Below are 24,163 nucleotides of genomic sequence, written 5' to 3'. Positions count from 1 at the left end.
CGCGAACCAATCGCAGACCTGCGTTCCCCGCGTGGCGCCGGCCGCGGGTGCTGCTGTGGGGCGCGGCGGGTGCCGTGACCCTCGCGTTCCTCATCGCGCTGGAGATCGCGGCGCATCACTACGGCATCCCGGGGCCGATGGCCAGCCAGGTGCGCGAAGTGATATTCCCGCCCAAATCAGGCTTTCTGCTGTACGCCAGCATGGCGTTGATGATGGTGACGTTCACCCGGCGGCAGCGGCTCATCGCGACCGGCACGGCGATCGGCATCGACGTGGTCATCGTGCTGGTGCGATGGGCGGCCGGTATCAAGGTGACCGAAGGCCACCCCTTCGGCAACGGTGCTCTGTGGGTGATATTGGGCAGTGCGGTCTTCGCTGTCACGCGTCGCGCGGGCCAGGAACGTCTGCTGATGCTGAAGGGCGTCGGGCTGGCTCTGCTGCTGGTGGCCGGCCGCAAGACCGGTGACACCTGGCTGCTGATCACGGCGAAGAGCCGCCCGGCGGTGCTCGACCAGTACATGGCAGCCGCCGACCACGCGCTGGGCGATCCGTCCTGGCTGGTGGGCCGGATCGTCATGGCCTCCGGCACGGTCGGCGTCCATACCCTCAACCTCGTCTACGGTCAGCTCGCCGTCGCCGCGGTCGTCGTCGCGCTGTACCAGCTGCGCAATGTGGCGGTCGAGCGCCGCTTCCCGAGCCACCATCTGGTGCGCACCTTCCTGGTGATCGGCCTTCTCGGGCCGGCCATCTACATGATTTTCCCGGTGGTCGGACCGCTCTACGCCTTCGGCAACGGCAACGAATACTGGGCATGGGCCCGCCTGTTGCCGGAAACGCCGCCCACCGCGCACTGGGCCGTGGCCAACCTCTGGCCGGACATCATGCCGCCGATCAGCGCCCCGCACCCGATGCCGTTCGACCAGATCACCCCACGCAACTGCATGCCCAGCCTGCACACGGCGTGGGCCACCACGATCTTCATTCATTCCCGCAAGGGCCCACGAGTTCTGCGTTTCGCGGGCACTTTCTGGCTGGTCGCCACCCTCACCGCGACACTGGGATTCGGTTATCACTACGGCGCGGACCTCGTCGCCGGCGTGGTGTTCGCGGTCACGATCGAGGCCGCCCTGCGCGCGCACGACCGCGGCTGGGACCGATCAGGAATCCAACTGGTCACCTACGGCACAACGGTCTTCGCCGCACTCCTGCTCTCGTACCGCTATCTGCCGACGGAGATGGCCGCACACCCGTGGCTGTCCGGACCCCTCCTCATTCTGGCGGTGGGCTCCGTGGTCTACGGCTACGTACGGACCACCACACAGTGGCAGCCGAAGCCGGCGCCGGCACTTCAACCGGAACCGCAACCCGAAGTGGTGTGAATCCGCGGCGCGGCGTTCACCTGGGGAAGCCACCGCTGTCCGCCGAGAGGGGCGTTGCAACCCTGGAACCATCCCAGCCGTATTGACGTGCAGGGGTACGGGGAGTGCCTGGGACGCCGTCCCGTATCGGGACACGGCTGCGAGGCCGATGGATGGATGCGAGTACGGACCGCATGGATGCAATCCACGATGACGTAGCGGAGTTCGCGTTGCTGCTGACGCGGCTGAAGGCGCGCACGGACCGCAGCTACGCCGCGCTGGCACACCGTCTGGGCATGAACGCCTCCACGCTGCACCGCTACTGCGCCGGAGAGTCGGTTCCCCTGGACTTCACCAGGATCGAGCGGTTCGCCGCCCTGTGCGGAGCATCGCCCGGGGAACGCGTGGAGTTGCACCGCCGGTGGATCCTGGCAGTCGCGGAACGGCAACGACCACGCCCGTCGGATGACCGGCGGGCACCCGCGCCTGACGACACCACGAGCATCGCCGTATCGGCCGTATCGGCCGTGTCCGCGAGCACCGCCGCATCGGTCGTATCGGCCGCGTCCACGAGCCACGGCAGCCCGGCGGGCGAGGACCCGGAGCCGGTTTCGCCGGCCGGCCGGCGGCCCCGCGCCGGGCGCCTTCGACGAAGGTCCGTGCGATCGATGGCACTGGCGGCAGCGCTCGCCGTCGCGCTCGCCGGCCTCGCCACATCCGCTGCCGGCCCCCGCGCCGGCGGCGGGGAGCCGTCGGCGTCCGCCCGCACCACACCGAAACCCTCGGCGTCGGCCGCGCACAGCGGCGGCATCCCCTCTGCCGGACCCTCCCGTGGCGGTGAACCGTCGGCCTCCACCCGCACCGCACCCGTACCCTCGGCATCGGCCACGCGCAGCAGCGGCAGCCCGCAGGAGAGCCGAGCCGGCGCCGACACCGTCCCACCGTCAATCCCGCTCACCTGGACGGCCAACTCCCATCTCTGGCAACTCGAATGCGACCATGACTACGTCATCGACAAGCCACCGCGGGAGGTCCCGCCACCGCCGACCCCGGCGGACGCCGAGGCGTGGGCCACGTCCCAGCAGGCGGTGCACGGGCGCACCACCAACCTGCGGATCTCGGTACAGGGACGCGGCTCCGCCGCCGTCGTCCTGGAGGCGCTGCATGTGCGCGTGGTCAACCGCACCACCCCCGCCGTCCGCCGGGGCATCGCCTACTCCATGTACGAAGGTTGCGGCGCCGTCCTCATCCCCCGCTACTTCTCCGTGAACCTCGACGCGCACCGGCCCCTGGCCCGGTCGATGCCCGGCAACGACCCCGGCAGACCGATCACCGCGGTCGACTTCCCCTACCAGGTGTCCCTGCGGGAGCCGGAGGTCCTGATGCTCTCCGCGCGCACCGACTCCTGCACCTGCGACTGGTACCTCGACCTCGACTGGTCCTCACAGGGCCGGAGCGGCACGGTGCGCATCGACGACCACGGCCGCCCGTTCCGCACCACCGGCATCAAGGGGCTACCGCACTACTGGTACCGCAACCCCCGTGGCTGGATCCCCATGACCACCACCTACGACAAGGCGGAGACGGAGAGCGGTGACTGACGAAGCGTCAGGCCGCCCGGACCGAGCGGTCCTTCACTTCGACATGATGAAGTCCAGGGCGAAGCCGGGAGCGGTCGTCCAGTAGGTGACACGCTGGAAGTCGTTCGCGTACAACGTCTCGACGGGCATGGGGACATCGATCGGCTTGCCCGCGCTGCTGCCGGGCTTGCGACCCTGGAGGCTGAGGGTGATGCTCTTCGCCTCGTACTCGTCCATGGGGCCGTTGACGAGCAGAGCGGCATACGCCTCCTCGCCCGGAGCGAGGGTGACGGGCACCCCGGGGTTCGGGTCGCTCTCCTTGATCACGGGGGCCGTGGTCCGGCCGGCACCGAGCCGCACGAGCGGGTAGCGGTACAGGTTGCACTTCTTGTCGCCGGCGTTCTGGACGATGAGGAGGAGGTGCCTGGCGTCCTTGCTGTCCGCGGGCTCCTTCACGGAGGACACCCCGAGGACCTCCTGGGAGCAGGCGGCGACGGTGGCCTTGGCGCCACTGGCGCCCAAGCGGTGCGACACCGCGTGCTTGGCCTTCCCACTGACCGTCCGCGGCCCGGTGGCGGATGCCTGCGCCGACACACCGAACCCAAGAGCCAGGACGAGACCCGCGGACACGGCCACACGGCGGCTCACAAGGGACTTCATGTTCATCTGCGTGTTCCTCTTCTGATCGGTACGAGGTCGCACGCGCCCTCGGCCCCACCCTGCGGATCAAGGCGTGTGCCGGGCGGTCGGCCGCTTCAGCCGGTGCGACAGCGACAGCATCGGATGCCTCGTGAGCCTGGGACAACAGCCGCCGCTCCTCCTGCAACGATGGAACATCCCACCCCCGATGACCTGCACAAACGGGGAAGCCTGGGATGCCGAAGTGGGATAGGGAACCCCCTCGGGCCGGCGACCGGATCCGATGCGGTGTGCGGGCCCGGCCGGTTGCCTCCGACCCGCGCGGCACGGGTGCGGGGCAGGCTGTCCGCGACCGGCCGACCCGGCGGGCACCTCCAAGGACTGTGCAAAGTCTTGACCATCACGCCCGCCTGCCCCTACGGTCTCGCCGACCACCCGAACTGCGTTCGAAATACCGAATTCCCAGGTTGAGTTGAGAGGAGTGCGTCGCCTCGCCTCCCGAAGCCGAAGGCCGAGCCGCCCATGCCCTCGCCACGCCACAAACGGCGTCGCAGACGCCTACGGACGCCCATGCCCGCACTCGTCGGCCGCTCCGGGCCGACCGGTTGACCTCGTCCGGCTTTCGCCAGCCCTCACGGTCCCGCCGTGGGACGGTGCCGCCCGGCACCGCCGAAGCGTCGGCGCAGCCGCACGCCACGCTCCCCGAACCCGGGCCAACCCGTAACACCTGACCACCCGGTCGGCCTCCTCGCCCACCGGTAGGAGCCGGTGCGGGCGTGGTCGAACCGATTCGACGATCCTGGAAGGACGCCACCATGCCATCCGCTGACAGAACCGGGCGACGCAGAGCCCCGGCCGCCGTGGCCCTGGCCGTCGGCGCGGGCCTGCTGGCCGCGCCGGTCACCCCCGCGCACGCGGCCGACGCCCCCCAGCCCACCGCCCGTTACACCTTCGACCAGGACGACCTCGCCTCCGGGAAGATCACGGACAGTTCCGGCAACGGCTTGACGGCGAGCCTGGTGAACGGTTCCACCGCCCAGTCGGTCGCCGGCGCGGACGGAGGCAAGGCGCTCGCCCTGCCCGGCGGGGCGCCCACCTCCGACGGCGCGTACGTCCGCCTGCCCCGCGAAGTGCTCGGCGACGCAAGCGACTTGACGGTCTCCGCCCGCGTGAAGTGGAGCGGCGACAAGTCCTCCTGGCAGCGGCTCTTCGATCTGGGCACCGACACCACCAAGTACCTCTTCGCCACCCCGTACAGCGGCAACGGGCTGCTGCAGACCTCCGTGACCACCGGCGGAGGGGGCGCGGAGACACAGGTGCTCGGCTACGCGCCGCTCCCCGCCGACCAGTGGCGGACCGTCACCGTCACTCTCGACACCTCAGCCGGCCGGCTCACCACCTACCTCGACGGCGTCGCGGTCTCCTCCTCGGCCACCGGCATCAAGGCAAGGGACGTGCTGGACAGTTCGGCCACGGCCGCCGGTTACATCGGCAAGTCCTTCTGGCCGGATCCGCTGCTCAAGGGCGCGGTCGACGACTTCACCGTGTGGCACGCGGCGCTCAGCCCCGAGCAGGTGGCCGGCACGGTCGACGCCGCACCCACCCTCCAGGAGCTCTCGAAGACGTCCTTCGAGGCCCGCACGACGACCGGGACCGCCCCGTCCCTCCCCGCCGCCGTCCGCTCCACCTTCTCCGACGGCTACGACCGCGACACCCCGATCGCCTGGGACGCCGTACCGTCCGACAAGTACGCCCGGCCCGGCACGTTCACCGTCGCGGGAACGGCGGCCGGACGAGCTGTGAAGGCGACCGTCACCGTGGTCCGCGAGGGCCGGCTGGACGTCGACCTCGGTTCCGACACCGGCAAGTTCCACGGCGGCGCCTCCGGCACCCTCTACGGCGTGTACGGGCCGGACGTCCCCACCAACAACCTCATCGAGGGCATGGGCCTGCGGACGGTCTCCACCAAGGCGCAGGACGGCCCGCAGCACCCCGGTGCCGATGCGCTGGACGTGGTCAAGCCGCTGGCCGACTCCACCAACGGTGACGTCTACATCTACATGACCGACATCCACCGCGGCTTCCCGTACGAGTGGCCGGGCGGCACCCCCGAGGAGAAGCTCAAGCTCTACCGGGAGAAGGTCGCCAAGCAGGTCGACCAGGTCCTGCAGCTGCCGAAGGAGTACCAGGACAACATCGTCTTCGTGCCGTTCAACGAGCCCGAGGGCAACATGTTCGGCACCGGCGAGTGGAGCTACAACAAGGTCAGCTGGCTCAACGACCCGGACGACTACTTCGCCGCCTGGGACGACTTCTACAAGCTCATCAAGAGCAAGATGCCGAACGCCCGCATAGCCGGCCCCAACACCAGCGTCCTCTACGACCAGGTGAAGGGCTTCCTCACACACGCCCTTGCCGCCGGCACTCTCCCGGACGTCATCACCTGGCACGAGCTGAGCCATCCGGAGGCGGTGCGCACGAGCGTCGCCAAGTACCGGGTGTGGGAGAAGGACCTGTTCAAGGGCACCAGCCGTGAGGGCACCCAACTCCCCGTCAACATCAATGAGTACGCCTTCAACTACCACACCTCGGTTCCGGGCCAGATGGTCCAGTGGGTGTCCGCGATCGAGGAGTCCAAGGTGGACGCCGACATCGCGTACTGGAACATCGACGGCAACCTCTCCGACTCCGCCGTGCAGTCGAACCGTGGCAACGGCCAGTGGTGGCTGCTGCACTCGTACGCCTCGATGAGCGGGCACACGGTCGACGTGACCCCGCCGTTCCCGGGCGAGAACTACACCATGCAGGGCGTCGCCACGCTGGACGAGAAGAAGAAGCAGTCCCGGCTGATCTTCGGCGGTTCCACCGGCAAGGGCCACATCACCTTCGACAACGTCCCGAAGAAGCTCTTCGGGGACCGCGTGCACGCCTGGGTGCGGGAGATCGAGTGGAGCGGCCAGGTGGGCGACTCCGCCGGCCCGAAGCTGCTCTCGGAGCAGAACCTGAACGTCGGTGACGACGGCAAGGTCGTCGTCGACTTCGGCGACGGCGCGCTGCCGAAGCTGAAGGAGTCCTCGGCGTACGAGATCGTCCTCAGCCCGGCCGGCAAGGCGAAGGGCACGCAGTCCTCGCCGGTGCGCTGGCAGGGTTCGTACGAGGCGGAGGACGCCGCCCACACGGGGTCCGGCTACTCGAAGAACGGCCCGGAGGGCTCGCCCCGCGACGTGTCGAAGTTCTACACCTCCGGCGGCTACGACGTGGGCGGCCTGCGCACCGGTTCGGACGTCACGCTCGACTTCGCCGTGGACGTGCCCGAGGACGGTACGTACGACCTGAGCACCTTCGCCAACTCCCTCAACACCTTCGACAAGGTGAAGGAACAGGGCCCGACCAACGTCTTCCTGCGCGTGGACGGCAAGGCGGACAGCGAGCAGGAGATGCACCTTCCGCTGGGCTACAAGTGGGTGGTGTGGGACCACACCGACACCAAGGTCGAGCTCACCAAGGGCAAGCACACCCTGACGCTGGCCGCGAAGAGCGCCGACGGCAAACGCGCCACCAAGGGCGACGCCATCGTCGACCGCCTGACCCTCTCCCTCCCCGAGGCTTCGGCCGACACCCAGGTCCACGAGGGTGAACTGGCCTGGCTGGGCGGCGGGGCGCAGCCCGTCTACAAGCTGCCGAAGCAGGCCGGGGCCCCCGCCACGGGCTCGGGCGCGGTCCAGCTCAAGAAGGGCCAGAGCGCCACGTTCTGGGTCTACTCGCCCGCCGACCGCGAGGCCACCCTCAAGGTCGACACCCTCGGCGACGCGAACGCCCGGCTCTCCGTCAACGGGCACGACGTCCTGCACCTGGCCAAGAACAGGAAGAGCGTGGCGGTCTCCCTCTCGGGCGGCGTCAACAAGGTGTCGCTGACCGGGAGTTCGTCCTCCACCCTCGTGGACCGCCTGACGGTCCGGCTCACAAAGAACGCGCTGCCGACGCGTACGTACGAGGCGAGTGACGCCAAGCTCGCGGGCTCGGCCACGCTGACCCCGCTCTCCCTGGCCACCGAGGGCACGGCGATCACCGGCATCGGCGGCGACCCCGGCAACGGCAACACCGCGACGTTCACCGTCCGCGCCGACCGGGCCGGCCTGTACGCGATGCGCATCCGCTACTCCAACCCGGAGCAGTCCGAGGCCACCCACTACAACCCGGACCCGCTCGCCCGCCACGCCGACATCAGCGTCAACGCCGGCAGGACACAGCGCGTGGGCTTCCCGCACAGCTTCCACCAGAACAACTTCTGGGAGCTGACCGTCCCGGTCCACCTGAAGAAGGGACAGAACACGATCGCCTTCCGCTCCGAGGAACTCCCGAACTTCGACGGCACCACCCACGCCTCGGACACCTTCCCCGGCGTCCTGCTCCGCTCCGCCTACGCGCCGCTGATCGACCGCATCACCGTCGCGCGGTACTCGCAGGAGGTGCGCTGAGACGATGACCACCAACGGCGCCTGAAACGCGCCCGGAGGGCGAACAGCCGCTGCATCACGCCGCCTGCCTGCCCGCCGTCCACCCTCCGATGCCACAGACAGGTGCCCGGGCCCGCCAAGTGCGGCGGACCCGGGCACCTGCCGTCCACCACCGCCCGGGCAACCCCGGCACTTCCCGCGCGGCGCAGCTCACCACTCTCTGCGCACACGGCACGCGCGCAGCAACGTCAAGGGGCCCTCCCGTCCACCGGACGAAAGGACCCCTGACCATGTGTTCCTCTGTGCCCCCCGGCAGGATTCGAATCTGCGACACGCGATTTAGGAGTTCGGTCGCATGGCCACCGTGGGGCCCCGCTTGTCCAGCTGAAGCGCCGCTCATGCCGCTCAAGTACGCCGGTGTTCCCTGTCGTTGATGTCAGATGGTGATGTCAGGTTGGATGGCGTGATGGAGCGTGTTGAGGCAGAGCTGTTCACCGACGGCGGTAACGATGCCGTGGTCCGTCTACCCGGCCGACGGTTCCCCGGGGTACTGATCCAGGGGGACTCCCTTTACATCCTCCGCAGCGACGTCGCCGAGGTGGTGGAGGCGTGTGAGCGCGGTGACCTGGCTGAGGCCCGGGAGTCCGCCGGCTTCCTCCTGGTCGACCTGGATGCACTACTGACGCGCTACGCGGGCGCGCTGGAAGAGCACGAGATTCCGCGACCGTACTGAGCCATCGACTCTCAGCCTGGGAAGCTCGGGCTCAAGGGTGGGTTTCGAAGGCTGACCTGGGCGAACGCCCGGAGCCTGGCTCGGAGGCCTGGTTCCTTTCACCGTGAGTCCCCGCTGTTTCCCGCTCCGTCTGGTGCGGATGTGGTGCGCGTCCTAGTCAGCGGTTAGGACCTGGTCGGCATGACTGTGCGGGCACGCTGGCTGAGTGAGTCAGAGACGCTGCTTGGCCGCGCGCACCAAGTGGCTGATGCCATCACGGGTGTGGGCTCGGCGCTCGTCGAGTTCGCTTCGACTATCCGTCTTGTAGAGGCCGGTCACTTCAGTGAGTACAGCTTCTGCGGACCGACTCAGAGCCTCGTCATCCGTGAGCATCTGCACGCGGAACAGGGCCTCTTGGGCGCTTGATCGGAGGTCGTAGGCGCGTATTCGAACCTCGTCTGCGTCCTCGGGCGGCGGTTGCTCATGGATGCAGAACCACAGGTGGACCAGACACCGCCGGTAGTTGACCAGGGCGCCAGCGTAGGCCGAGTAGGCATCGAGCCGTTCCTGTCGGAGCTTCTCACGGCGTGTGAACTCGTGGCTTCTCTCGGCTGTGCGTTGCTGAAATGCAAGGGTGATCCCTGAGCCAAGCAGGGTGCCCAGGACGGCTACGGCGCTGGCGATGACGGCTTCCACAACACAAGCTGATCACGTGCCGCCTACGGCGGGGAGCTGTTGGCCCAAGTCATGCGCTGCCAACACGCTTTCCAACTGTGGTGGTGGGGAGTTGGGCTGGGTACAGGGGCGTTCACCTGCGTTCATGGGCGGCTGGCCACCGGGATGGGCTGGCCTCCCGGCCCCCGCTGAACGGTCGTGAACGTGGATGAATGAGACGGAAACTGAGACGGCTGGGCCCGTCATCTCAGCATGTCAGCGCGCTCGGTGTGCGGATCCATGGTGACCCTCAGGAGTAGGCAGGAACGCTGCGCCCGGGATGCAGTGAGCACTACCCGACCGCGGCCTTGCCCATGGAACCGCGGGCCCAGTCCCAGGTCAGTATTGCCCTTCGCCCCTTGGGCGAATGCACCGCTGAAGCAGCAGTCCAGGATGACTACCTGCCGACGGGCCCTGCAGTCTTCCATCTCCTCCAACAACCATTGCGACTCCACGCCTGTGGCTGCAAGCCGGTTCTTGACCGTGTCCGTGGCGGCGAAGTAGAGCCGTCGGCGAAGGTCGATTAGTCCATGGCAGGACAGGTGGACCACCAGCAGGTCCCGAGGGCTGCGGCCGGTGAGGAACTCCTCGGCTGCCAGGCGGATTTCCTGGCCCGATCGGTCGATCACGGTCGTAACCTCGAAGGCACCGGTGAGCGGGTCGGCGAGTACCCGGCTCAAGGCGGCGGCGTCATGGGCGGGCGCCCGCAGCTGCTGCAGTGTTGCATCGGCGTACCGGGTGGTCGCCACCACCAGCGCAAACCGATGCTCAGCAGGCAGCTCAGGAGCCGGCCGTGTGACGCGCAAGCCAGTCATTGATGATCTTTTCCTGCTGCTCGGAAGTCACTCCGGTGACCTTCAGAATGTCACCGCCCAGACTGACCTCCACCACGCGGTCGGTCCGCTGTGCCCATCCGCGCACGGCGCCCAGTATCGTACGCAAGCCGTCAAAACTCCCGAACCGTACGACCAGCCAGCCAGCCAGCCAGCCAGCCAGCCGGTTACGGTCGCGAGCCCCTTGGCGCCCTCGGGCACCCGCTCCTGGCTCGTCGGGTCGACTGCCATCACGTCGAGATCGAGTAGCTCCGCGCGAAGTCGCCCCGTGAGCGTCGCCAACTCCTCCAGATCACCATCTGGGATTGGATGCACTTGCACCTCTAGCCTAAGAGCATCCGCCATCGTTGACCCCCTTCACACCAGGGGCGCCAGGACCTATTGCCTTCGCCACGGCCGCAGGCCAAGCGCCTGCCGGAGACCGATCGGGTCGCCTCATATCCTCACCGTAGGGGCGAACTCCAGCATCGGCACCGTCGCGTCAGTGTCAGTTGGTACGGACAGCTCTCGGATCATGCTGAACAACGTACGCAACCGGCCCGGTGACGAGCGGACTTGTGCACTCAGCTTGCGAAGCTCAGGGCATCTAGGGCTTGTTCGAGGTCTGACATGCTGCGAAGGGGCGCAGAAGCGCAGTAGAGGTTCGACTGGTTCCCCGTTGTTCCCGTGATTCCCCGCACGATCTGGCACGCGTCTGGCACGACCTCTTCATCCGGGACTACTGATTGAAGAGGGGCCCTTCAACGCCGCGTACGCTCGCTCGACCTCGCCCAGGTACTGCTCCAGGCGGAAGTGAACCTCCTCGATCGGCCTGCCATCAGGGCCCGGGTACATCAGACCGGACCAGATGACCGTCTCACCCCGGAGCCGGACCCGGACGGTCAACCCGCCCGGCTCCGGATCGGATTGTTCCTGGGATGCCACATCCACCGTGCCTGGCGTATCGGTCGGATAGAGCGGTCCCCCTGGGCGGAGCAGCCGGCTCGGATCAAGGCCGACCATTCTGCTGTCGCTGCGCGCGACTACGTCGAGGCCATCGACGAAGAGGTACGTGTGGACGGCAGCACACGTTGGTGGCCCAGGACACGCGCTGATGAGCAGCGTGCTCACCGCGCCATCATTTTGCCCATGGGGCACGGTGGCCCTCACCTCGCGCGGGGACCTACGCGGCATCCGCCTGATGTGATGTCATGACCCGATGCTAGCGGCCGGCCACGCGGAGGCAGCCGACGCGGAGATCGCAAAGGCTTGGGAGGAGGGTGCCGATGGACACTGACGGTCATGGTCGGTTGCCGTGGTTGCTGTACTTCGCTGCTGTTCCGCGCGAGCCGTCGACCACTACTACGAGTTCCCCTCGCAGTCGGCCGTGATCGTGAGCTCGTGAAGCATCTTGCCGTCGGCACCCGCGAGGGGTGCGGTTGTGCGGGTCACGAAAACCGCCCAGGTGCCACGGGTGAGCAGACTCTCGTCAGTACCCCCGGACTGGACCTGCTTCCAGCCGTCTGCTCGCAGTGCTGCCGTGACCGTCTCCCGGGGCTGAGCCCCGCTCTTCGCCGACACAAATCCGTCAAGAAAGACGGAGCAGTAATCAGCCGATGGCTTCTCTTTGCCGTCTCCCCTGAATCCACCGGGCACGCCCACCTCCGCCACCGCTTGGAGCAGCCCTGTGCGAACGTTCTCGTATTCCGTGCGACGCTGCGCCACTGAAGGGTCGACGGTCACCTTTGCCCGCCCCGGGGAAGGTTGGGGAGTCTGGCTGCTTCCGCACCCTGCGATCAATCCGATCAAGGGCAGGAGACAGGCGAGACGGGGTATGGCATGACGCATGCCTGAGATCGTAAGTCACTGGTCAGGGGGCCGAGGGACGTCACATCCGAGACAAGGGTCACGGAAGAATTGGCCAACCGGGACGTCACCTCTGAACTAAGGAGGAAGCGCCACGATATTGGCAAGCTTTGAGATGTGGCCTCATCCTTATCAGGTCGATCACGCGGGGTCGGGGTCCTGCTTCAACCCGCCATGTTCCTCGGCTGACTGTGCGCTGAGGTTCAACGTCAACCGCCGCTGTCCGCCCTTGTTGGTGTCAGGCGCTGGTGTCAGGAGAATCATCGGGTTTGACAACTCGCTGCAAGAACGGTCCGGGAATTCGCCGGTCGTGACGCTGGTGTCCACACTTCAACGGAGTACCAGACGCATCGATCACCTGGGATTCCGAGACGACCCTGTGCGGGTCGCCGTCCTCGTAGAGCCACACGCTCAACAGCTCGGCCGCCACGGTTACCGCGAACTGGACATTGATGTCGTCGCTGACCGACGACACGGTGACGGCCTCGCCGGGCTCAAGCCAGAAGTCCTCACCGTACGGCTCGACGAAGAGGCACAGCGGGACGCTCCCCGCATTCTCAACCGGCAGACTTCCGTGCACTGGATCACCCCCTCCGCACCCTGACGGCCAATCATCCACGCTCCGGCCGGCACACGCGAGCGGCGCCCGTCCATCTCCGTCCGCCGCCGCTGAAAGTCCTGCGAAACCCGCCGCCCCCCGATCCGAACTATGGGCGCGACGGTTGCTGAGGATCGATTGGCTGACCGTTGGCCTGCCAACGGTCTTACTCGGTTGGCTGTGGTCTGTGCGGTTGCTGTACTCCGCTGCTGTACAGCGACTTCGGGGGACCCGTGACCACACTGCCGGCAAGCGTAGATCGCGACATCGTCGATCACCGGATCATCTTCGCGCTCAAGACGATCCGCGAAGTGTTGGACTGCACGATCCATGAAGCTATCGACGTGTTCGCGGTTCGGTACGAGGAGCTGAGGCGTGATCGTCCGGACGACTTCAGTGTCGGGCCCGAGGAGTACGGCAGGGGCTTCTACTCCTGATCGGCGAACGGTCTTGAAAACCGTCGTCGCAGCGATGCTCAGCACGTACGACAAGTACGAGTCGCACGTCAGGCTCTACCTCGTGCCCATGCTCGGGTCCAAGCGGCTCGAAGCCCTGGGCGTCGCCGACGTGCGGCGCTTCCTGAACCAGTTGGAGACGAGGGCGACGGCGGCCACGGCCAAGGAGTCGCACCGGGTGCTGCGTACGGCCCTGGCCGCTGCCTGTCGTGAAGAGCTGATCACGCGGAACGTGGCGGGCCTCGTCGAGCCGCCCCGGGCCTCGTCGCGTGAGCTGAGTCCCTGGACGCTCGACGAGACCTTGGACTTCCTCGCCGCCTCCCGAAAGGACCCGCTGTACGCGGCCTTCGTCCTGGCCATCGCGATGGGGCTGCGGCGGGGTGAGCTCATCGGTCTGCGCTGGACCGACGTGGACTTGGACAAGCGCGTATTGCACGTCCGCCAGCAGACACAGCGGCGGCGCGGGGTCCTCTACGACGACGAGACCAAGAGCCGCCGCCACCGCGCGCTTCCGCTCCCGGCCAGGTGCATCGCTCCGCTGCGGTGGCACCGGATGCGGCAGGCGGCTGCCAAGGAGCGGGCGGGGGAGTCGTGGATTGACGGTGGGTACGTCTTCGCCACTCGCAATGGCCGTCCGGTCGAGCCGCGCAACGTCTACCGCTCCTTCACCCGTGTCGCCGAGTCCGCTGGCCTCCGCGTCATCCGGCTGCACGACGCCCGCCATGGCACCGCCACCCTCCTCACGGCGGCCGGAGTCGCGCCCCGCGTCGTCATGGAGATCCTCGGGCACAGCCAGATCAGCATCACCATGGACGTGTACACCCACGTCGTCCAGGACACCCAGCGCGAAGCCATGAGCCATATGGACCGGCTACTGAGGAACAAGAAGAGGCGCCCCGATCGCGGGTGACCGCCCCCGTTGATGTCAAAAGTAGATGGCAAAGGCCCCGGACCAAGATCGGTCCGGGGCCTTTGCGCTGGTGCCCCCGGCAGGATTCGAACCTGCGACACCCGCTTTAGGAGTTTTCTCTGGGCGGCGCTGTGACCTGCGGAAACGTAGGCTGCAGGGTGCCTGGCCTGGGAAAACGCCCCTCTGTAGTTCTCACGTGTTTACGGGGTTTCCCGGCCTCATGTGTGCTGAATGCGTTCCGCAGCGGCAGGAGCGGAGGCCGGCTGCGCCCCCGGATGCACCTGCTGTTCAGGAAGGCGAGCTGCCTCCTCGATGATCCGGCAGATTGCTCCGCGTCCGTCCGGGGCTTGGTCGGTGAGGGTGAGTGCGGTGCCGCGCTGATCGGCCTCACCATCGCGTCCAGTTGCCCGCCCGCCTGTTCTGAATCGGTGCGGACTCGCTCAGCGGTGATGCCATACGAGCGTGTAGCGCCAGAACAGCCGTCGTCGCAGCCGTGCGCCGGGAAGTACGTTTCTGGTTTCACGGAGGATGTCGTCGAAGGTCATGTCCGCTGGGCGAGTTGGGGCCGTCATGGAGACGGGCCGGGGCGAGGGACGGCCCTTGTTCTTCAGCCAACCCATGGCAGCGTTGGCCGGGATGGCGAGAGCACCTAGCAGGTGGTCTGCAAGTGACTGAGCGCGGGACAGTCCGACGATCACCAAGGTTCCTCCCGGCGCCAGATTGCGGCGGAAACGGGTGAGTGCCTGTGTGAACGGCAGGTGGTGGATTGTGGCGACGCACGTGATGACGTCGTACGAGTCGGCGGGGAACTCGGCCATCGCATCCGCGACGGTGAAAGTCACTGCGAGGGCAGATGGAGTCAGCTTTTGGGCCTGAGCGGTGATCGCCGGATCGGAATCGACTCCCTCCACGACGGCGGCGCGTCTGGCCAGAAGCCTTGCGAGGTCACCGCTGCCGGAGCCGATGTCCAGGGCCCGGTTGAAGTGTCTCGGCAGCTGCCGCAGGATCCAGCGGTGGTAGTGGGCGTTGTGATCCCGGGGGTAGGCGGCATTGAACCGTTCAAGAGACCGCAGGGCGCGAGGCGACAGAATCTTCATCCACTCAGTCCATCAAGTAGGGCAGGGAAGGCCGATCTCGCGTAGTCCTCGGCTCCCGCGCCGATATCCGTGCGCCGGAAGCCGTTTCCCGGCCGTCTGGCGCACGGACTTGAGGGCATGTCACGGCCAAATGGACTTCACCTTCCATGCCTGCAGATGGTTGAGGGTGGCGGTGCCGCCCTCCGTGAAGGCGTCGATGCCGTTGCTGGAGGGGGCGGGGAAGATCTGGTCGGTGAGGGTGACCTGTTCGCCACGGCTGTTCTGGGCGTAGACCTCGACGGAGGAGGCGTCGACGAGGACGTGCAGGCTCAGTTGGCCGCCGTGCAGGTCGAGGGGAGCGCGCTGGACGCCGGAGAAGGTGGGGTCGAAGTCGGTGGCGCCGGAGGCGGTGCGGTCGATGTAGACCTCGCCGGTGGCGGTGTCGTAGCCGATGCGGGTGCGCTGCCCGGCGCCGGTACGGACGTCCAGGCCGAAGCGGTCGGCGGTGCCCGGGGTGAGGTCGGCCTGAAGGTCCAGGGTGCTGCCGTGCACCGAGAGCGGGGTAGTGGTGTTGGTGACGCGGGTGCTGGGCACCCGGGTACGGGCTCCGCGCAGGGTGGTCAGTTCACCGACCGGCTGCTGGATCAGCTGGACCTTGCCGTTCACGGTCTTCAGGGAGAGCTGGCGGGGGAACGTGTCGGCGCTGCGCCACGGGGAGGTGGGGATGGCCTGCCCGTAGTTCCAGTTGTTCATCCAGGCGGTCATAACGCGGCGGCCGCCGGGTGCGTCGGTCCATGTGTTGGCGGCGTAGAAGTCCGCGCCGTAGTCGAGCCAGTGGGCGCGCTGGGTGGTGTTCAGGGCGGGTTTGTCGGCGGTGGTGAACTGGTCGGCGAGGACGTGTCCCCAGCCGCCGGGGTTGGCGTCGACGATCTGGATCTGGACCTTCTTGCCCTTGTAGGCGGTGGTGTTGAAGGAGGCCCAGTCGAGGTTCTCGGAATCGGCGCCGGTGGCGTTCTGGACGACCTTGCCGTCGACGAGCAGGTTGACGCCGGTCTCGATGGAGGGGGGCTTCGCCTGGGTGTCGGAGAGGACGACCTGGTCGAGGTTGAGGTGGCCCCAGCCGCCCGTGTTGGCGTCCACGACCTTGATCTGGGCCTGCTTGCCCTGTAGGTCGGACAGGTCCCACGACGTCCAGTTCAGGGCTTCGCCGTTGGATCCGGTGGTGGAGCGTACGACCTTGTCGTCCACGATGAGTTCGACCGCGGTGGGGGCGTCGGAGCTCGCGGGGTGGTAGCCGCCGCCGATGAGGAAGTCCAGGTACTTCTTGTCGATGGTGAATGTCGGGGAGGTGAGGGTGCCGGTGCCGGCGTCGCCGCCCAGGAAGCTGTTGGCCAGGCCGTTGCCGAGGTAGCCGGAGACCTGCTGCTGGTCTCCGATGGCGCCCTGGGCCGGTCCGGTGCCGAAGGCGTCGCCGGTGGTGGTCCAGTCGCCGATGGGGCTGGTGTAGCTGCTGCCCTCGAAGTCGGCGAGGGTTTCACCGGTGGGTGTGGGCTGGTCGCCCAGGACGGTGCCGGGCTGGTACGGGTGGTTGCCGCCGCCGACCTTGAAGTTGATGTAGTTGCCGGTCACCGTGAACTCGGGCGAGGTCAACGTGCCGGTGGAGGCGTCACCGCCGTGGAAGCTGTTGGCGAAAGCCTTGCCCTCGATGCCCGTGACCTGTGACTGCCAGTCCACCGCCCCGGTCGCCGGCGCGCTGCCGAAGGCGTCACCGGTGGCCGTCCAGTCGCCGAACGAGCCGGACTCGAAGTCCTGCATGACGGTGCCGCTCGGCGGGGTGTAGCTGCCGTCGTCGTCGGAGGTGAACTTCTTGCCGTTGAAGTCGCCGACGAAGTACTGGGCGCCGGAGCCGCCCGCGATGCCGCCGGGGTTGAGGTTGACGGCCAGTACCCACTTGGTCTTCTTCGGATCGCCGTCGACCGGGAGCGGGAACAGGTCCGGGCACTCCCACACCCCGCCGGTGGCGCCGGCCGGACCGAAGTCACTCTGGTGGGTCCAGTGCTTGAGGTCGGCCGAGCTGTAGAAGGAGATCTTGTGCTGGTCGGCGAGGGAGACCGCCATCAGCCAGCGCTGCGTGGGGGCGTACCAGAAGACCTTGGGGTCGCGGAAGTTGTTCGAGCCGATGTCGAGCACCGGGTTGTCGTCGTGCTTGGTCCAGGTGGTGCCGCCGTCGGTGCTGTAGGCGAGGGCCTGCTGCTGCTTGCCGGAAGCCTTCTGGGCGCTGGTGTAGACGGCGACGAGCGGAGGGTTCTTCTTGGTCCCGAAGCCGGTGGTGTTGTTCCTGTCCAGCACCACGCTGCCGGAGAAGATCATCTCCTTGTCGTCCTGTGGGATGGCCACCGGGAGCTGCTTCCAGTGCACAAGGTCGGTGCTGACCGCGTGGCCCCAGGACATGTTGCCCCAGCTGTTGCCGGACGGGTTGTACTGGAAGAACAGGTGGTACTTGCCTTTGTAGTAGATGAGGCCGTTGGGGTCGTTCATCCAGTTCTGGGCCGGGGTGAAGTGGAACTGGGGGCGGTACTGCTCGTGGTAGAGCGTGTCGGCCATGGCCGGAGATGCGGCGACCAGGCCGAGCCCGGACAGGACGGCCAGTGCGGCCAGGAGTCTGCGGCGCGGACGGAGAGTTCTGGGCATGGCGCTCCTTGCAGGCGGGCGGGCTTCGGCTCAGCCGTAGGGGACTGACGCGTGACGAGTGACGCTTGACGCGTGTCGGGTGCGGGCGGCGGTTGCGCCGTGGCCTCGTCCAAGGTCACGGGCGAGCCCGGCTGTGGGGGCAGCACGGCACCGGCAGCTCCAGCCAGCGGCTGGAAACGTTTCGCCGAAAGTACGGGCACCCTGTCGCCGAAGTCCAGACCCTGTGCAGAAAAACTCCCGAATGCGAGGATCGAGACGGCTGCACGATGCCATCGACCCCGGGAGAAAACGTTGCCCAGCCAGCACAACGACACAGGTCGGCGACCGGCAACCATCCGCGACGTCGCGACCATGGCCGGGGTCGGTATCGCCACCGTCTCGCGGGTCGTCAACGGCAAGACCGTCACCCCTGACCTGGCGGAACGGGTGACGCGCGCCGCCGAGCTGCTGGGCTACCGCCAAGATCTGACGGCCAGCAGCCTTCGCCGGGCCGACCGCCGCACCCACACCCTCGGCCTGGTCTTGGAGGACGCGGCCAACCCCTTCTCCGCCGCGCTGCACCGCGCGGTGGAGGACGCCGCCGCCGCGCACGGCCTGCTGCTCCTGGCCGGGTCCACCGACGAGGACCCGGCCAGGGAACGCGGCCTGCTGAAGACCTTCACCGCCCGCCGGGTCGACGGCCTCATCGTGGTGCCCACCGGGCAGAACGACACCGACCTCGCCGCGGCCCGCCGCACCGGCACACCCGTCGTCTGCATGGACCGCCCCAGCACGGCGCCGCAGGTGGACACCGTGACGGTGGACAACCGGGCGGGCGTGCGGACAGCGGTGAAAAGGCTGCACGAGGCAGGTCACCGGCGCGTCGCCTTCCTCGGCGATCTCCGCTCGATCTGGACCGCCGAAGAACGTTACGCCGGGTTCGTGGAGGGGTTGGCCGAGGTTGGATGTGTCCTGCACCCCTCTCTGGTGAGGCGTGGCCTGCATGGCGCGGAAGCCGCCCGGGAGGCCACCCGCGAACTCCTGGCCCTCGCCCACGGGCCCACCGCAGTCGTCTCCGGCCAGAACCTCCTGACCGTCGGGGCCCGCATGACCCTGCAGGAGCTCCGGCTGCAGCACCGAGTGGCGCTCATCGGCTTCGACGACCTGTCCCTCGCCGACCTGCTCGAACCCGGCATCTCGGTGATCGCCCAGGACCATGCCGCGATCGGCCGGGAGGCCGCGAGCCTGCTGTTCGAGCGACTTGAGGGCGAGGGCGGTCCCGCCCGTCACCGGGTGCTGCCCACCCGCTACCTCGCCCGCGGCTCCGGTGAGCTCCCTGCTCCCGAGGACGGCTGACGACTTCCCTGTGAACGAGTTGTTTCCGGTGTGTTGACGGGTTGGGCCTCCCGGTGCTTCACTGCCGGAACCGGTACCGAAACCGGTTCCGGTACCGGTTCCGTTAGCGGTTCCATGAATGTCTGTACGATCGGCCCTTCGGTGCGGGAGCACGTCTTCCGCCTCTGCGTGGAGTGAGAGGAGGTGGCATGGGAGTCACCATCGCCGACGTGGCCTCACGGGCCGGCGTCAGCAAGACGACGGTCTCGCGAGTGCTGAACGGCAAAGGCGAGATCAACGAGAACACCGTCCTGAAGGTCCGCGAGGCGATATCGGAGCTGGGTTATGTGCCGAGCGCCGGGGCAGTCGGGCTCGCACGCGGCACGACCCAGATGATCGGCATGCTCGTCCCGGACATGGCCTGGGCCTGGGCCGGGATCGTGCAGGCGGTCATCGAAACGCTGGAGGCCGAGGGCTTCGGGCTGCGCATGCTGACCTGGAACCGCGGTGAGGAGTCACTGCGCAGGCTGGGCCTGCAGGTCGCCGCCAAGTCGTTCGACGGTCTGCTGGTGATAGAGCCCGAGGGCGCCATGGGGTACATCACGGAACTGCACGAAGCGGGGCTCCCGGTCGTGCTGATAGACGATCGCTTCCAGCGGCCGGGCTTCCCCTACGTGGCCACCACCAACCGGGAGGGGGGTGCGCAGGCGGCACGGCACCTGCTGGACATCGGGCGCCGTCGTCCCCTGGTGATCACCGGTCCCGAGGCGTTCGGCTGCACTGGGGAACGGCTGGGCGGCTTCGTGGATGTCTATGCGGAAGCCGGGGTCGAGATCGGCCAACGCAGCATCGTCTGCGGTGACTTCGACTTCGACCGCTGCCGGAGCGAGGTCGCGCGCGCTCTCGCGGAGGGCGTGGAGTTCGATTCGGTCTTCGCGCACAACGACCCCTCGGCGGCCGGCGTGCTCGCCGCCCTGCACGAGGCCGGTCTGTGGGTTCCGCAGGATGTCGCCGTGGTGGGCTTCGACGACGTCGAGATGGCGTCGTACACCTATCCGGCACTGACCACCATCCGTCAGCCGATGCGGGAGATGGGTCAGGCGGCGGCGCGTCTGCTGCTGGACCACGTGCGCGGATCGCCCAAGGCCGCCCCCTCCTGCATCATCCCCACCAGCCTCGTGATCCGCGGCTCGACGTTAAAGCCGAGCTCGAACTGACGCCAGGTCATCGCGATGCGCGCGATGGCAGTGTCTCTCCGAACCGTCCGTCTCCGCCATCCTGGCCGCCCCGCAGGCGGGGACGGACTCCAGCAAGCCACGGAAGTGACCGAACCTGTCCTCGGGCAGGGCGGTAGGTCGTCCAGCTCCACCTGAAGCCGCTCCACGCTGCGGCCGCGACCGGCCTGTTCACCGGCCGGCTTCACCACCATTCACGCGGGACCGCGTTCACGCGTCACCGCCGAGGCCCGTTTCCGCCGGCGCCTTCCCGGTCCGGCAACCAACGGCACCCCGGGCACACCCCCCGCCCGGCCGCCACCCACTCCGTGTCGGACGCTCCAGCCGCGACCTGCGGCTGACCCGATGCCGCCGTCACCACCGACGGCCTCCACCTCGCGGACCGACCCGTCCGGGTTCCGCCCGCTCCCACCCTTCGCCGCCCCCCTGCGCCCGTATCGCTCAACGGCAAGGAGCCGAACCATGCGTACGCCTACTCGTCACACCGTCAGAACCGTCCAGGTCCTGTGCGTCACCGTCACGGCAGCCCTGGTGGCCACCGGCTGCGGCCGGAGCGCCGACTCCGGCGCCGGCAAGGACGCACCCGCGAAGCTCAGCAGCGGCAAGGCCACCGGCAAGGTCGTCATGTGGTCCATGGGCGACACCGACAAGAACCTCGAGAGCCTGGCCAAGAAGTTCGAGCAGCAGAACCCCGACGTCAAGGTCCAGATCACGGCGGTGCCCTGGGACGGCGCCCACGACAAGCTGACGACCGCGATCGCCGGCGGCAACACCCCGGACATGTCCATGATCGGCACGACCTGGATGGCCGAAATGGCCGCCCTGAACGGCTTCCAGGCCACCCCGACCTCGATCAAGTCGTCGGACTTCTACCCCGGCCAGTGGGACACCACCAAGTACAAGGACACCGCCTACGGTGTGCCGTTCATCGCCGACACCACGGCCGTCTACTACCGGACCGACATCACCACCAAGGCCGGCATCAAGGGCGCCCTGGCCGGCGACCGGGACGGATACCTGAAGGATCTCAAGGCCATCCAGGCAACCGCCGGCAAGCAGAACCCCAAGCTGCGCCACGCCACCGGACTGGTGATGGGCTTCAACTCCTGGCTCTTCATGCTGCCGATGGTCTGGCAGCAGGGCGGTGACATCTACGACCCGAGCACCAAGAAGTTCACCTTCGACTCGCCGGCGGTCGCCGAGGCGCTGGAGTACTACGCGAGCATCCCGAAGCAGGGCCTGGCGCCGACCAACAAGGCGGACAACCTGCAGGACTTCCGGGACGGGCTGACTGCCACGTACCAGGAGGGCGCGTGGGCCGGCGGGAGCCTCCACAAGGACTCCCCGGACCTCGACGGCAAGTGGAAGACCATGCCGGTGCCCTACAGCAAGAAGCCCGCGGGGTTCGCCGGCGGCACCGACGTGGCGGTGTTCAAGGACGCCAAGAACGCGGACGCGGCATGGAAGTTCGCCCGGTTCCTCACGCAGCCCGCCAACCTCGCGACCTATGCCAAGGCCACCGGCAGCCTGCCCCCGTCTCCCCAGGCATGGTCGGAGGGGAAGCTGACCCAGGACGAGAACATGAAGGCGTTCGCCGAGCAGCTCGAGGTCAGCAAGGCGCCGCCCGCCATCACGACCTGGCAGCAGATCGCCGACGCCATCGACTCCGAACTGGAGAAGCTGACCCTCGGCAAGGCCACCGTCGCCCAGGTGCAGCAGGCGCTGCAGTCCAAGGCGACCAGCATCGGCACCGGCCGCTGAGCGCCGACGTGAGCAGCCCTCGTAGGGACGGATGACATCCATGTCCACGAAAACGCTCCCCAGCCGGGGCGACACCCAAGAGCAGAACACCGCACGGCCGGAGCGGAGTGCCGGTCGCCGGCGCTCCGTGCTCCGGGGCACGGCGCGCGGCAGACAGGCCCGGGCCGCCTGGATTCTCGGCGCCCCGTTCCTCGCGCTGTTCGCGGCCTTCATGCTGCTGCCGGTGGCGTGGTCGCTGCTGATGGGCCTGACCGACACCCAGAGCGCCGACCTGCGCACCCCGTTGAACGTGTCGTTCGTCGGGTTCGACAACTACGTGCGGCTCTTCCAGGACGAGCAGTTCCGCCACGCGCTGCGCAACACGGCCGTCTTCGTCCTGGTCGGCCTGCCGCTGACGCTGGCCGCCGGGCTGGCCGCGGCCGTCGCCCTCGACCGTGGCATCCGCCGCTTCCGGGCCGTGTTCCGGGTCGGTTTCTACCTGCCGGTGATCACCAGCATCGTGGCCGTGGCCGTGGTCTGGAAGACGCTCCTTGACCCGCGCTCGGGACTGGTGAACACCGTCCTGGGCTGGTTCGGGATCGACGGTCCGTCCTGGCTGACCGATACCCGGTTCGCCCTGCCCGTCATGATCCTGATGGCGGTGTGGCGCAACCTCGGCACCGTAATGATCATCATGCTGGCAGGGCTGCAGTCCGTACCCCAGTCCCTGATGGAAGCGGCCGAACTCGACGGCGCCGGAGCCTGGCAGCGGTTCTGGCGGGTCACCTTCCCTCTCCTGCGACCCGCCCTGCTGCTCACCGCCGTCACCACCGGCATCGGCTACCTGCAGTTCTTCGACGAGCCGTTCGTGATGACCCAGGGCGGACCGCTGGACTCGACCCTGTCGGCCACGTTGTACGCCTACAACCAGTTCGGCAACGGCAACTACGACATGGCGTCGGCCGCCGGCTACGTCATCTTCGTCCTCATCGTCGCGCTGACCGTACTGCAGTTCCGTCTGCTGCGAGACAAGGACTGACGCCCCATGAGCACCCTCACCACTCGCACGGCACATCCGGGCGACCCGGGCGCGGACGGCGCCCTGAGGCGCCGGCACATCCGGCAGACCTGGGGCCACCCCTGGATGTACGTACCGCTCGCCGGCGCCCTGCTGCTGACGATCGCGCCGTTCCTTTGGATGCTCTCCGGCTCTTTCAAGCCCGAGGCCGACATCCGCAGAGTGCCGCCCGTCCTGATCCCCACCGCGCCCACCACCGGCAACTACAGCCAGCTGTTCAGCAAGCTCGACTTCACGAGCATGTTCGCCAACTCCGTGATGGTGGCCCTCGCCGTCACCGCGGGAAACCTCCTCTTCTGCTCGATGCTCGGCTACGCCCTGGCCAAACTGGAGTTCCGCGGACAGCGCGCCGTCTTCCTGCTGGTCATGGGGACGCTCATGGTCCCCGGCCTGGTCACCTTCGTACCGCTGTACGTACTGGTGGCCAACATGAAGCTGACGGGCTCCATGCTCGGGCTCGTCCTGCCGTTCCTGGCCGGCCCGTTCGGCGTGTTCCTGATGCGGCAGTTCATCTCCACCCTGCCCGACGAGCTGATCGACGCCGCCCGCGTCGACGGCTGCCGCGAGCTGGCCATCTTCTGGAGAATCGTCCTGCCACTGACCAAGCCGGCCCTCGCCACCCTGGGGATCATCACCTTCCTCGGCTCCTGGAACAACTTCCTGTGGCCGCTGGTCGTGGCCCAGAACGAGAGCCAGTACACCCTCCCCGTCGGCCTCGCCCTGGCCAGCAGCGGACAGTCCTTCACCCACTTCGGGATCCTGCTCGCGGGCGCCGTGATCGTCCTGCTGCCCGTGATGATCGTCTTCCTCCTCTTCCAGCGCCAGTTCGTGGCGGGCATCGCCACCACCGGCCTGAAGTGACACCTGGGGTTCGCCCCGCCCGTACCGGCACCTGCCCGGGCGGCGGGCGGACGGCGCGCCCGCAAGC

19 protein-coding genes are annotated in these 24,163 nt (G+C 67.9%); 11 read left to right on the top strand and 8 right to left on the bottom strand.

The window, feature by feature from the left end:
* The first annotated feature begins 50 nt into the window (after window positions 1–50).
* The gene (locus ABZS97_RS04250) at window positions 51–1,379 is read left to right on the top strand and encodes a phosphatase PAP2 family protein (protein ID WP_356133377.1); all 1,329 of its coding nucleotides are present in this window, start codon (window positions 51–53) and stop codon (window positions 1,377–1,379) included.
* Between the two features lie 173 nt (window positions 1,380–1,552).
* Window positions 1,553–2,959, top strand: coding sequence for a helix-turn-helix domain-containing protein (locus ABZS97_RS04245; protein WP_356133339.1), 1,407 nt, complete (start codon window positions 1,553–1,555; stop codon window positions 2,957–2,959).
* 33 nt (window positions 2,960–2,992) lie between these two features.
* Here the strand turns inward: ABZS97_RS04245 and ABZS97_RS04240 are convergent, their stop codons facing one another.
* Window positions 2,993–3,604 carry a DUF4232 domain-containing protein gene (locus ABZS97_RS04240; protein ID WP_356133337.1) on the bottom strand — a complete coding sequence of 204 codons (612 nt, stop codon included), beginning with the start codon at window positions 3,602–3,604 and terminating at the stop codon, window positions 2,993–2,995.
* 788 nt (window positions 3,605–4,392) lie between these two features.
* On the opposite strand from ABZS97_RS04240, the gene ABZS97_RS04235 reads away from it, so the two are divergent.
* Window positions 4,393–8,055, top strand: a complete 3,663-nt coding sequence (locus ABZS97_RS04235) for a LamG-like jellyroll fold domain-containing protein (RefSeq protein WP_356133335.1) — start codon at window positions 4,393–4,395, stop codon at window positions 8,053–8,055.
* A 445-nt stretch (window positions 8,056–8,500) separates the two neighbouring features.
* Window positions 8,501–8,767, top strand: a complete 267-nt coding sequence (locus tag ABZS97_RS04230) for a hypothetical protein (protein WP_356133333.1) — start codon at window positions 8,501–8,503, stop codon at window positions 8,765–8,767.
* Between the two features lie 210 nt (window positions 8,768–8,977).
* On the opposite strand, the gene ABZS97_RS04225 is transcribed toward ABZS97_RS04230, so the two are convergent.
* The 5 genes from ABZS97_RS04225 to ABZS97_RS04205 all read right to left on the bottom strand — a co-directional run bounded on the left by ABZS97_RS04225 (window position 8,978) and on the right by ABZS97_RS04205 (window position 12,718).
* Window positions 8,978–9,442 carry a hypothetical protein gene (locus ABZS97_RS04225; protein WP_356133331.1) on the bottom strand — a complete coding sequence of 155 codons (465 nt, stop codon included), beginning with the start codon at window positions 9,440–9,442 and terminating at the stop codon, window positions 8,978–8,980.
* Between the two features lie 221 nt (window positions 9,443–9,663).
* Entirely contained in the window at window positions 9,664–10,275 is a 612-nt protein-coding gene (locus ABZS97_RS04220; protein WP_356133326.1) for a caspase family protein, read from the bottom strand.
* Window positions 10,241–10,402 carry a hypothetical protein gene (locus ABZS97_RS04215; protein WP_356133324.1) on the bottom strand — a complete coding sequence of 54 codons (162 nt, stop codon included), beginning with the start codon at window positions 10,400–10,402 and terminating at the stop codon, window positions 10,241–10,243. Before ABZS97_RS04215 ends, ABZS97_RS04220 begins: the two co-directional genes overlap by 35 nt.
* Window positions 10,403–11,001: 599 nt before the next feature.
* Complete coding sequence (locus ABZS97_RS04210) at window positions 11,002–11,403, bottom strand: hypothetical protein (protein WP_356133322.1); 402 nt, start codon at window positions 11,401–11,403, stop codon at window positions 11,002–11,004.
* A 973-nt stretch (window positions 11,404–12,376) separates the two neighbouring features.
* Window positions 12,377–12,718, bottom strand: a complete 342-nt coding sequence (locus ABZS97_RS04205; RefSeq protein ID WP_356133320.1) for a hypothetical protein — start codon at window positions 12,716–12,718, stop codon at window positions 12,377–12,379.
* A 251-nt stretch (window positions 12,719–12,969) separates the two neighbouring features.
* On the opposite strand from ABZS97_RS04205, the gene ABZS97_RS04200 reads away from it, so the two are divergent.
* Entirely contained in the window at window positions 12,970–13,173 is a 204-nt protein-coding gene (locus ABZS97_RS04200; protein ID WP_355842394.1) for a hypothetical protein, read from the top strand.
* Between the two features lie 34 nt (window positions 13,174–13,207).
* Window positions 13,208–14,101 carry a site-specific integrase gene (locus tag ABZS97_RS04195; protein WP_356133318.1) on the top strand — a complete coding sequence of 298 codons (894 nt, stop codon included), beginning with the start codon at window positions 13,208–13,210 and terminating at the stop codon, window positions 14,099–14,101.
* A gap of 440 nt (window positions 14,102–14,541) precedes the next feature.
* Here ABZS97_RS04195 and ABZS97_RS04190 read toward each other — a convergent pair whose 3' ends face one another.
* Together ABZS97_RS04190 and ABZS97_RS04185 are read right to left on the bottom strand one after the other, a co-directional pair.
* Window positions 14,542–15,198 carry a class I SAM-dependent methyltransferase gene (locus ABZS97_RS04190; RefSeq protein ID WP_356133316.1) on the bottom strand — a complete coding sequence of 219 codons (657 nt, stop codon included), beginning with the start codon at window positions 15,196–15,198 and terminating at the stop codon, window positions 14,542–14,544.
* A gap of 120 nt (window positions 15,199–15,318) precedes the next feature.
* Window positions 15,319–17,868, bottom strand: coding sequence for a GH32 C-terminal domain-containing protein (locus ABZS97_RS04185; protein WP_356133314.1), 2,550 nt, complete (start codon window positions 17,866–17,868; stop codon window positions 15,319–15,321).
* Between the two features lie 291 nt (window positions 17,869–18,159).
* Between ABZS97_RS04185 and ABZS97_RS04180 the strand changes: the two genes are divergently transcribed.
* From ABZS97_RS04180 to ABZS97_RS04160, 5 genes are all read left to right on the top strand, one after another.
* Window positions 18,160–19,203: a LacI family DNA-binding transcriptional regulator gene (locus ABZS97_RS04180; RefSeq protein WP_356133312.1), complete on the top strand. Its 1,044-nt coding sequence runs from the start codon at window positions 18,160–18,162 to the stop codon at window positions 19,201–19,203.
* Window positions 19,204–19,391: 188 nt separating this feature from the next.
* A complete protein-coding gene (locus tag ABZS97_RS04175; RefSeq protein WP_356133310.1) occupies window positions 19,392–20,399 on the top strand; it encodes a LacI family DNA-binding transcriptional regulator in 1,008 nt (335 codons plus the stop codon).
* A gap of 480 nt (window positions 20,400–20,879) precedes the next feature.
* A complete protein-coding gene (locus tag ABZS97_RS04170) occupies window positions 20,880–22,178 on the top strand; it encodes an extracellular solute-binding protein (protein ID WP_356133308.1) in 1,299 nt (432 codons plus the stop codon).
* Window positions 22,179–22,218: 40 nt separating this feature from the next.
* Entirely contained in the window at window positions 22,219–23,196 is a 978-nt protein-coding gene (locus ABZS97_RS04165) for a sugar ABC transporter permease (protein WP_356133306.1), read from the top strand.
* A 6-nt stretch (window positions 23,197–23,202) separates the two neighbouring features.
* Window positions 23,203–24,096 (top strand): carbohydrate ABC transporter permease, encoded by an 894-nt coding sequence (locus tag ABZS97_RS04160; protein ID WP_356014229.1) that lies wholly within the window; start codon window positions 23,203–23,205, stop codon window positions 24,094–24,096.
* Window positions 24,097–24,163: the final 67 nt, after the last annotated feature.

This window comes from Streptomyces sp. NPDC005485, assembly GCF_040606085.1.
Taxonomy (GTDB): domain Bacteria; phylum Actinomycetota; class Actinomycetes; order Streptomycetales; family Streptomycetaceae; genus Streptomyces.
This window is presented reverse-complemented; position numbering and strand designations above follow the sequence as displayed.

Bases quoted from the DNA above. Each gene is read 5' to 3' on its own strand.
- ABZS97_RS04245 (WP_356133339.1), top strand. From the start codon at position 1,553: ATGGATGCAATCCACGATGACGTAGCGGAGTTCGCGTTGCTGCTGACG.
- ABZS97_RS04240 (WP_356133337.1), bottom strand. From the start codon at position 3,604: ATGAACATGAAGTCCCTTGTGAGCCGCCGTGTGGCCGTGTCCGCGGGT.
- ABZS97_RS04235 (WP_356133335.1), top strand. From the start codon at position 4,393: ATGCCATCCGCTGACAGAACCGGGCGACGCAGAGCCCCGGCCGCCGTG.
- ABZS97_RS04230 (WP_356133333.1), top strand. From the start codon at position 8,501: ATGGAGCGTGTTGAGGCAGAGCTGTTCACCGACGGCGGTAACGATGCC.
- ABZS97_RS04220 (WP_356133326.1), bottom strand. From the start codon at position 10,275: ATGACTGGCTTGCGCGTCACACGGCCGGCTCCTGAGCTGCCTGCTGAG.
- ABZS97_RS04195 (WP_356133318.1), top strand. From the start codon at position 13,208: ATGCTCAGCACGTACGACAAGTACGAGTCGCACGTCAGGCTCTACCTC.
- ABZS97_RS04190 (WP_356133316.1), bottom strand. From the start codon at position 15,198: ATGAAGATTCTGTCGCCTCGCGCCCTGCGGTCTCTTGAACGGTTCAAT.
- ABZS97_RS04185 (WP_356133314.1), bottom strand. From the start codon at position 17,868: ATGCCCAGAACTCTCCGTCCGCGCCGCAGACTCCTGGCCGCACTGGCC.
- ABZS97_RS04175 (WP_356133310.1), top strand. From the start codon at position 19,392: ATGGGAGTCACCATCGCCGACGTGGCCTCACGGGCCGGCGTCAGCAAG.
- ABZS97_RS04170 (WP_356133308.1), top strand. From the start codon at position 20,880: ATGCGTACGCCTACTCGTCACACCGTCAGAACCGTCCAGGTCCTGTGC.
- ABZS97_RS04165 (WP_356133306.1), top strand. From the start codon at position 22,219: ATGTCCACGAAAACGCTCCCCAGCCGGGGCGACACCCAAGAGCAGAAC.
- ABZS97_RS04160 (WP_356014229.1), top strand. From the start codon at position 23,203: ATGAGCACCCTCACCACTCGCACGGCACATCCGGGCGACCCGGGCGCG.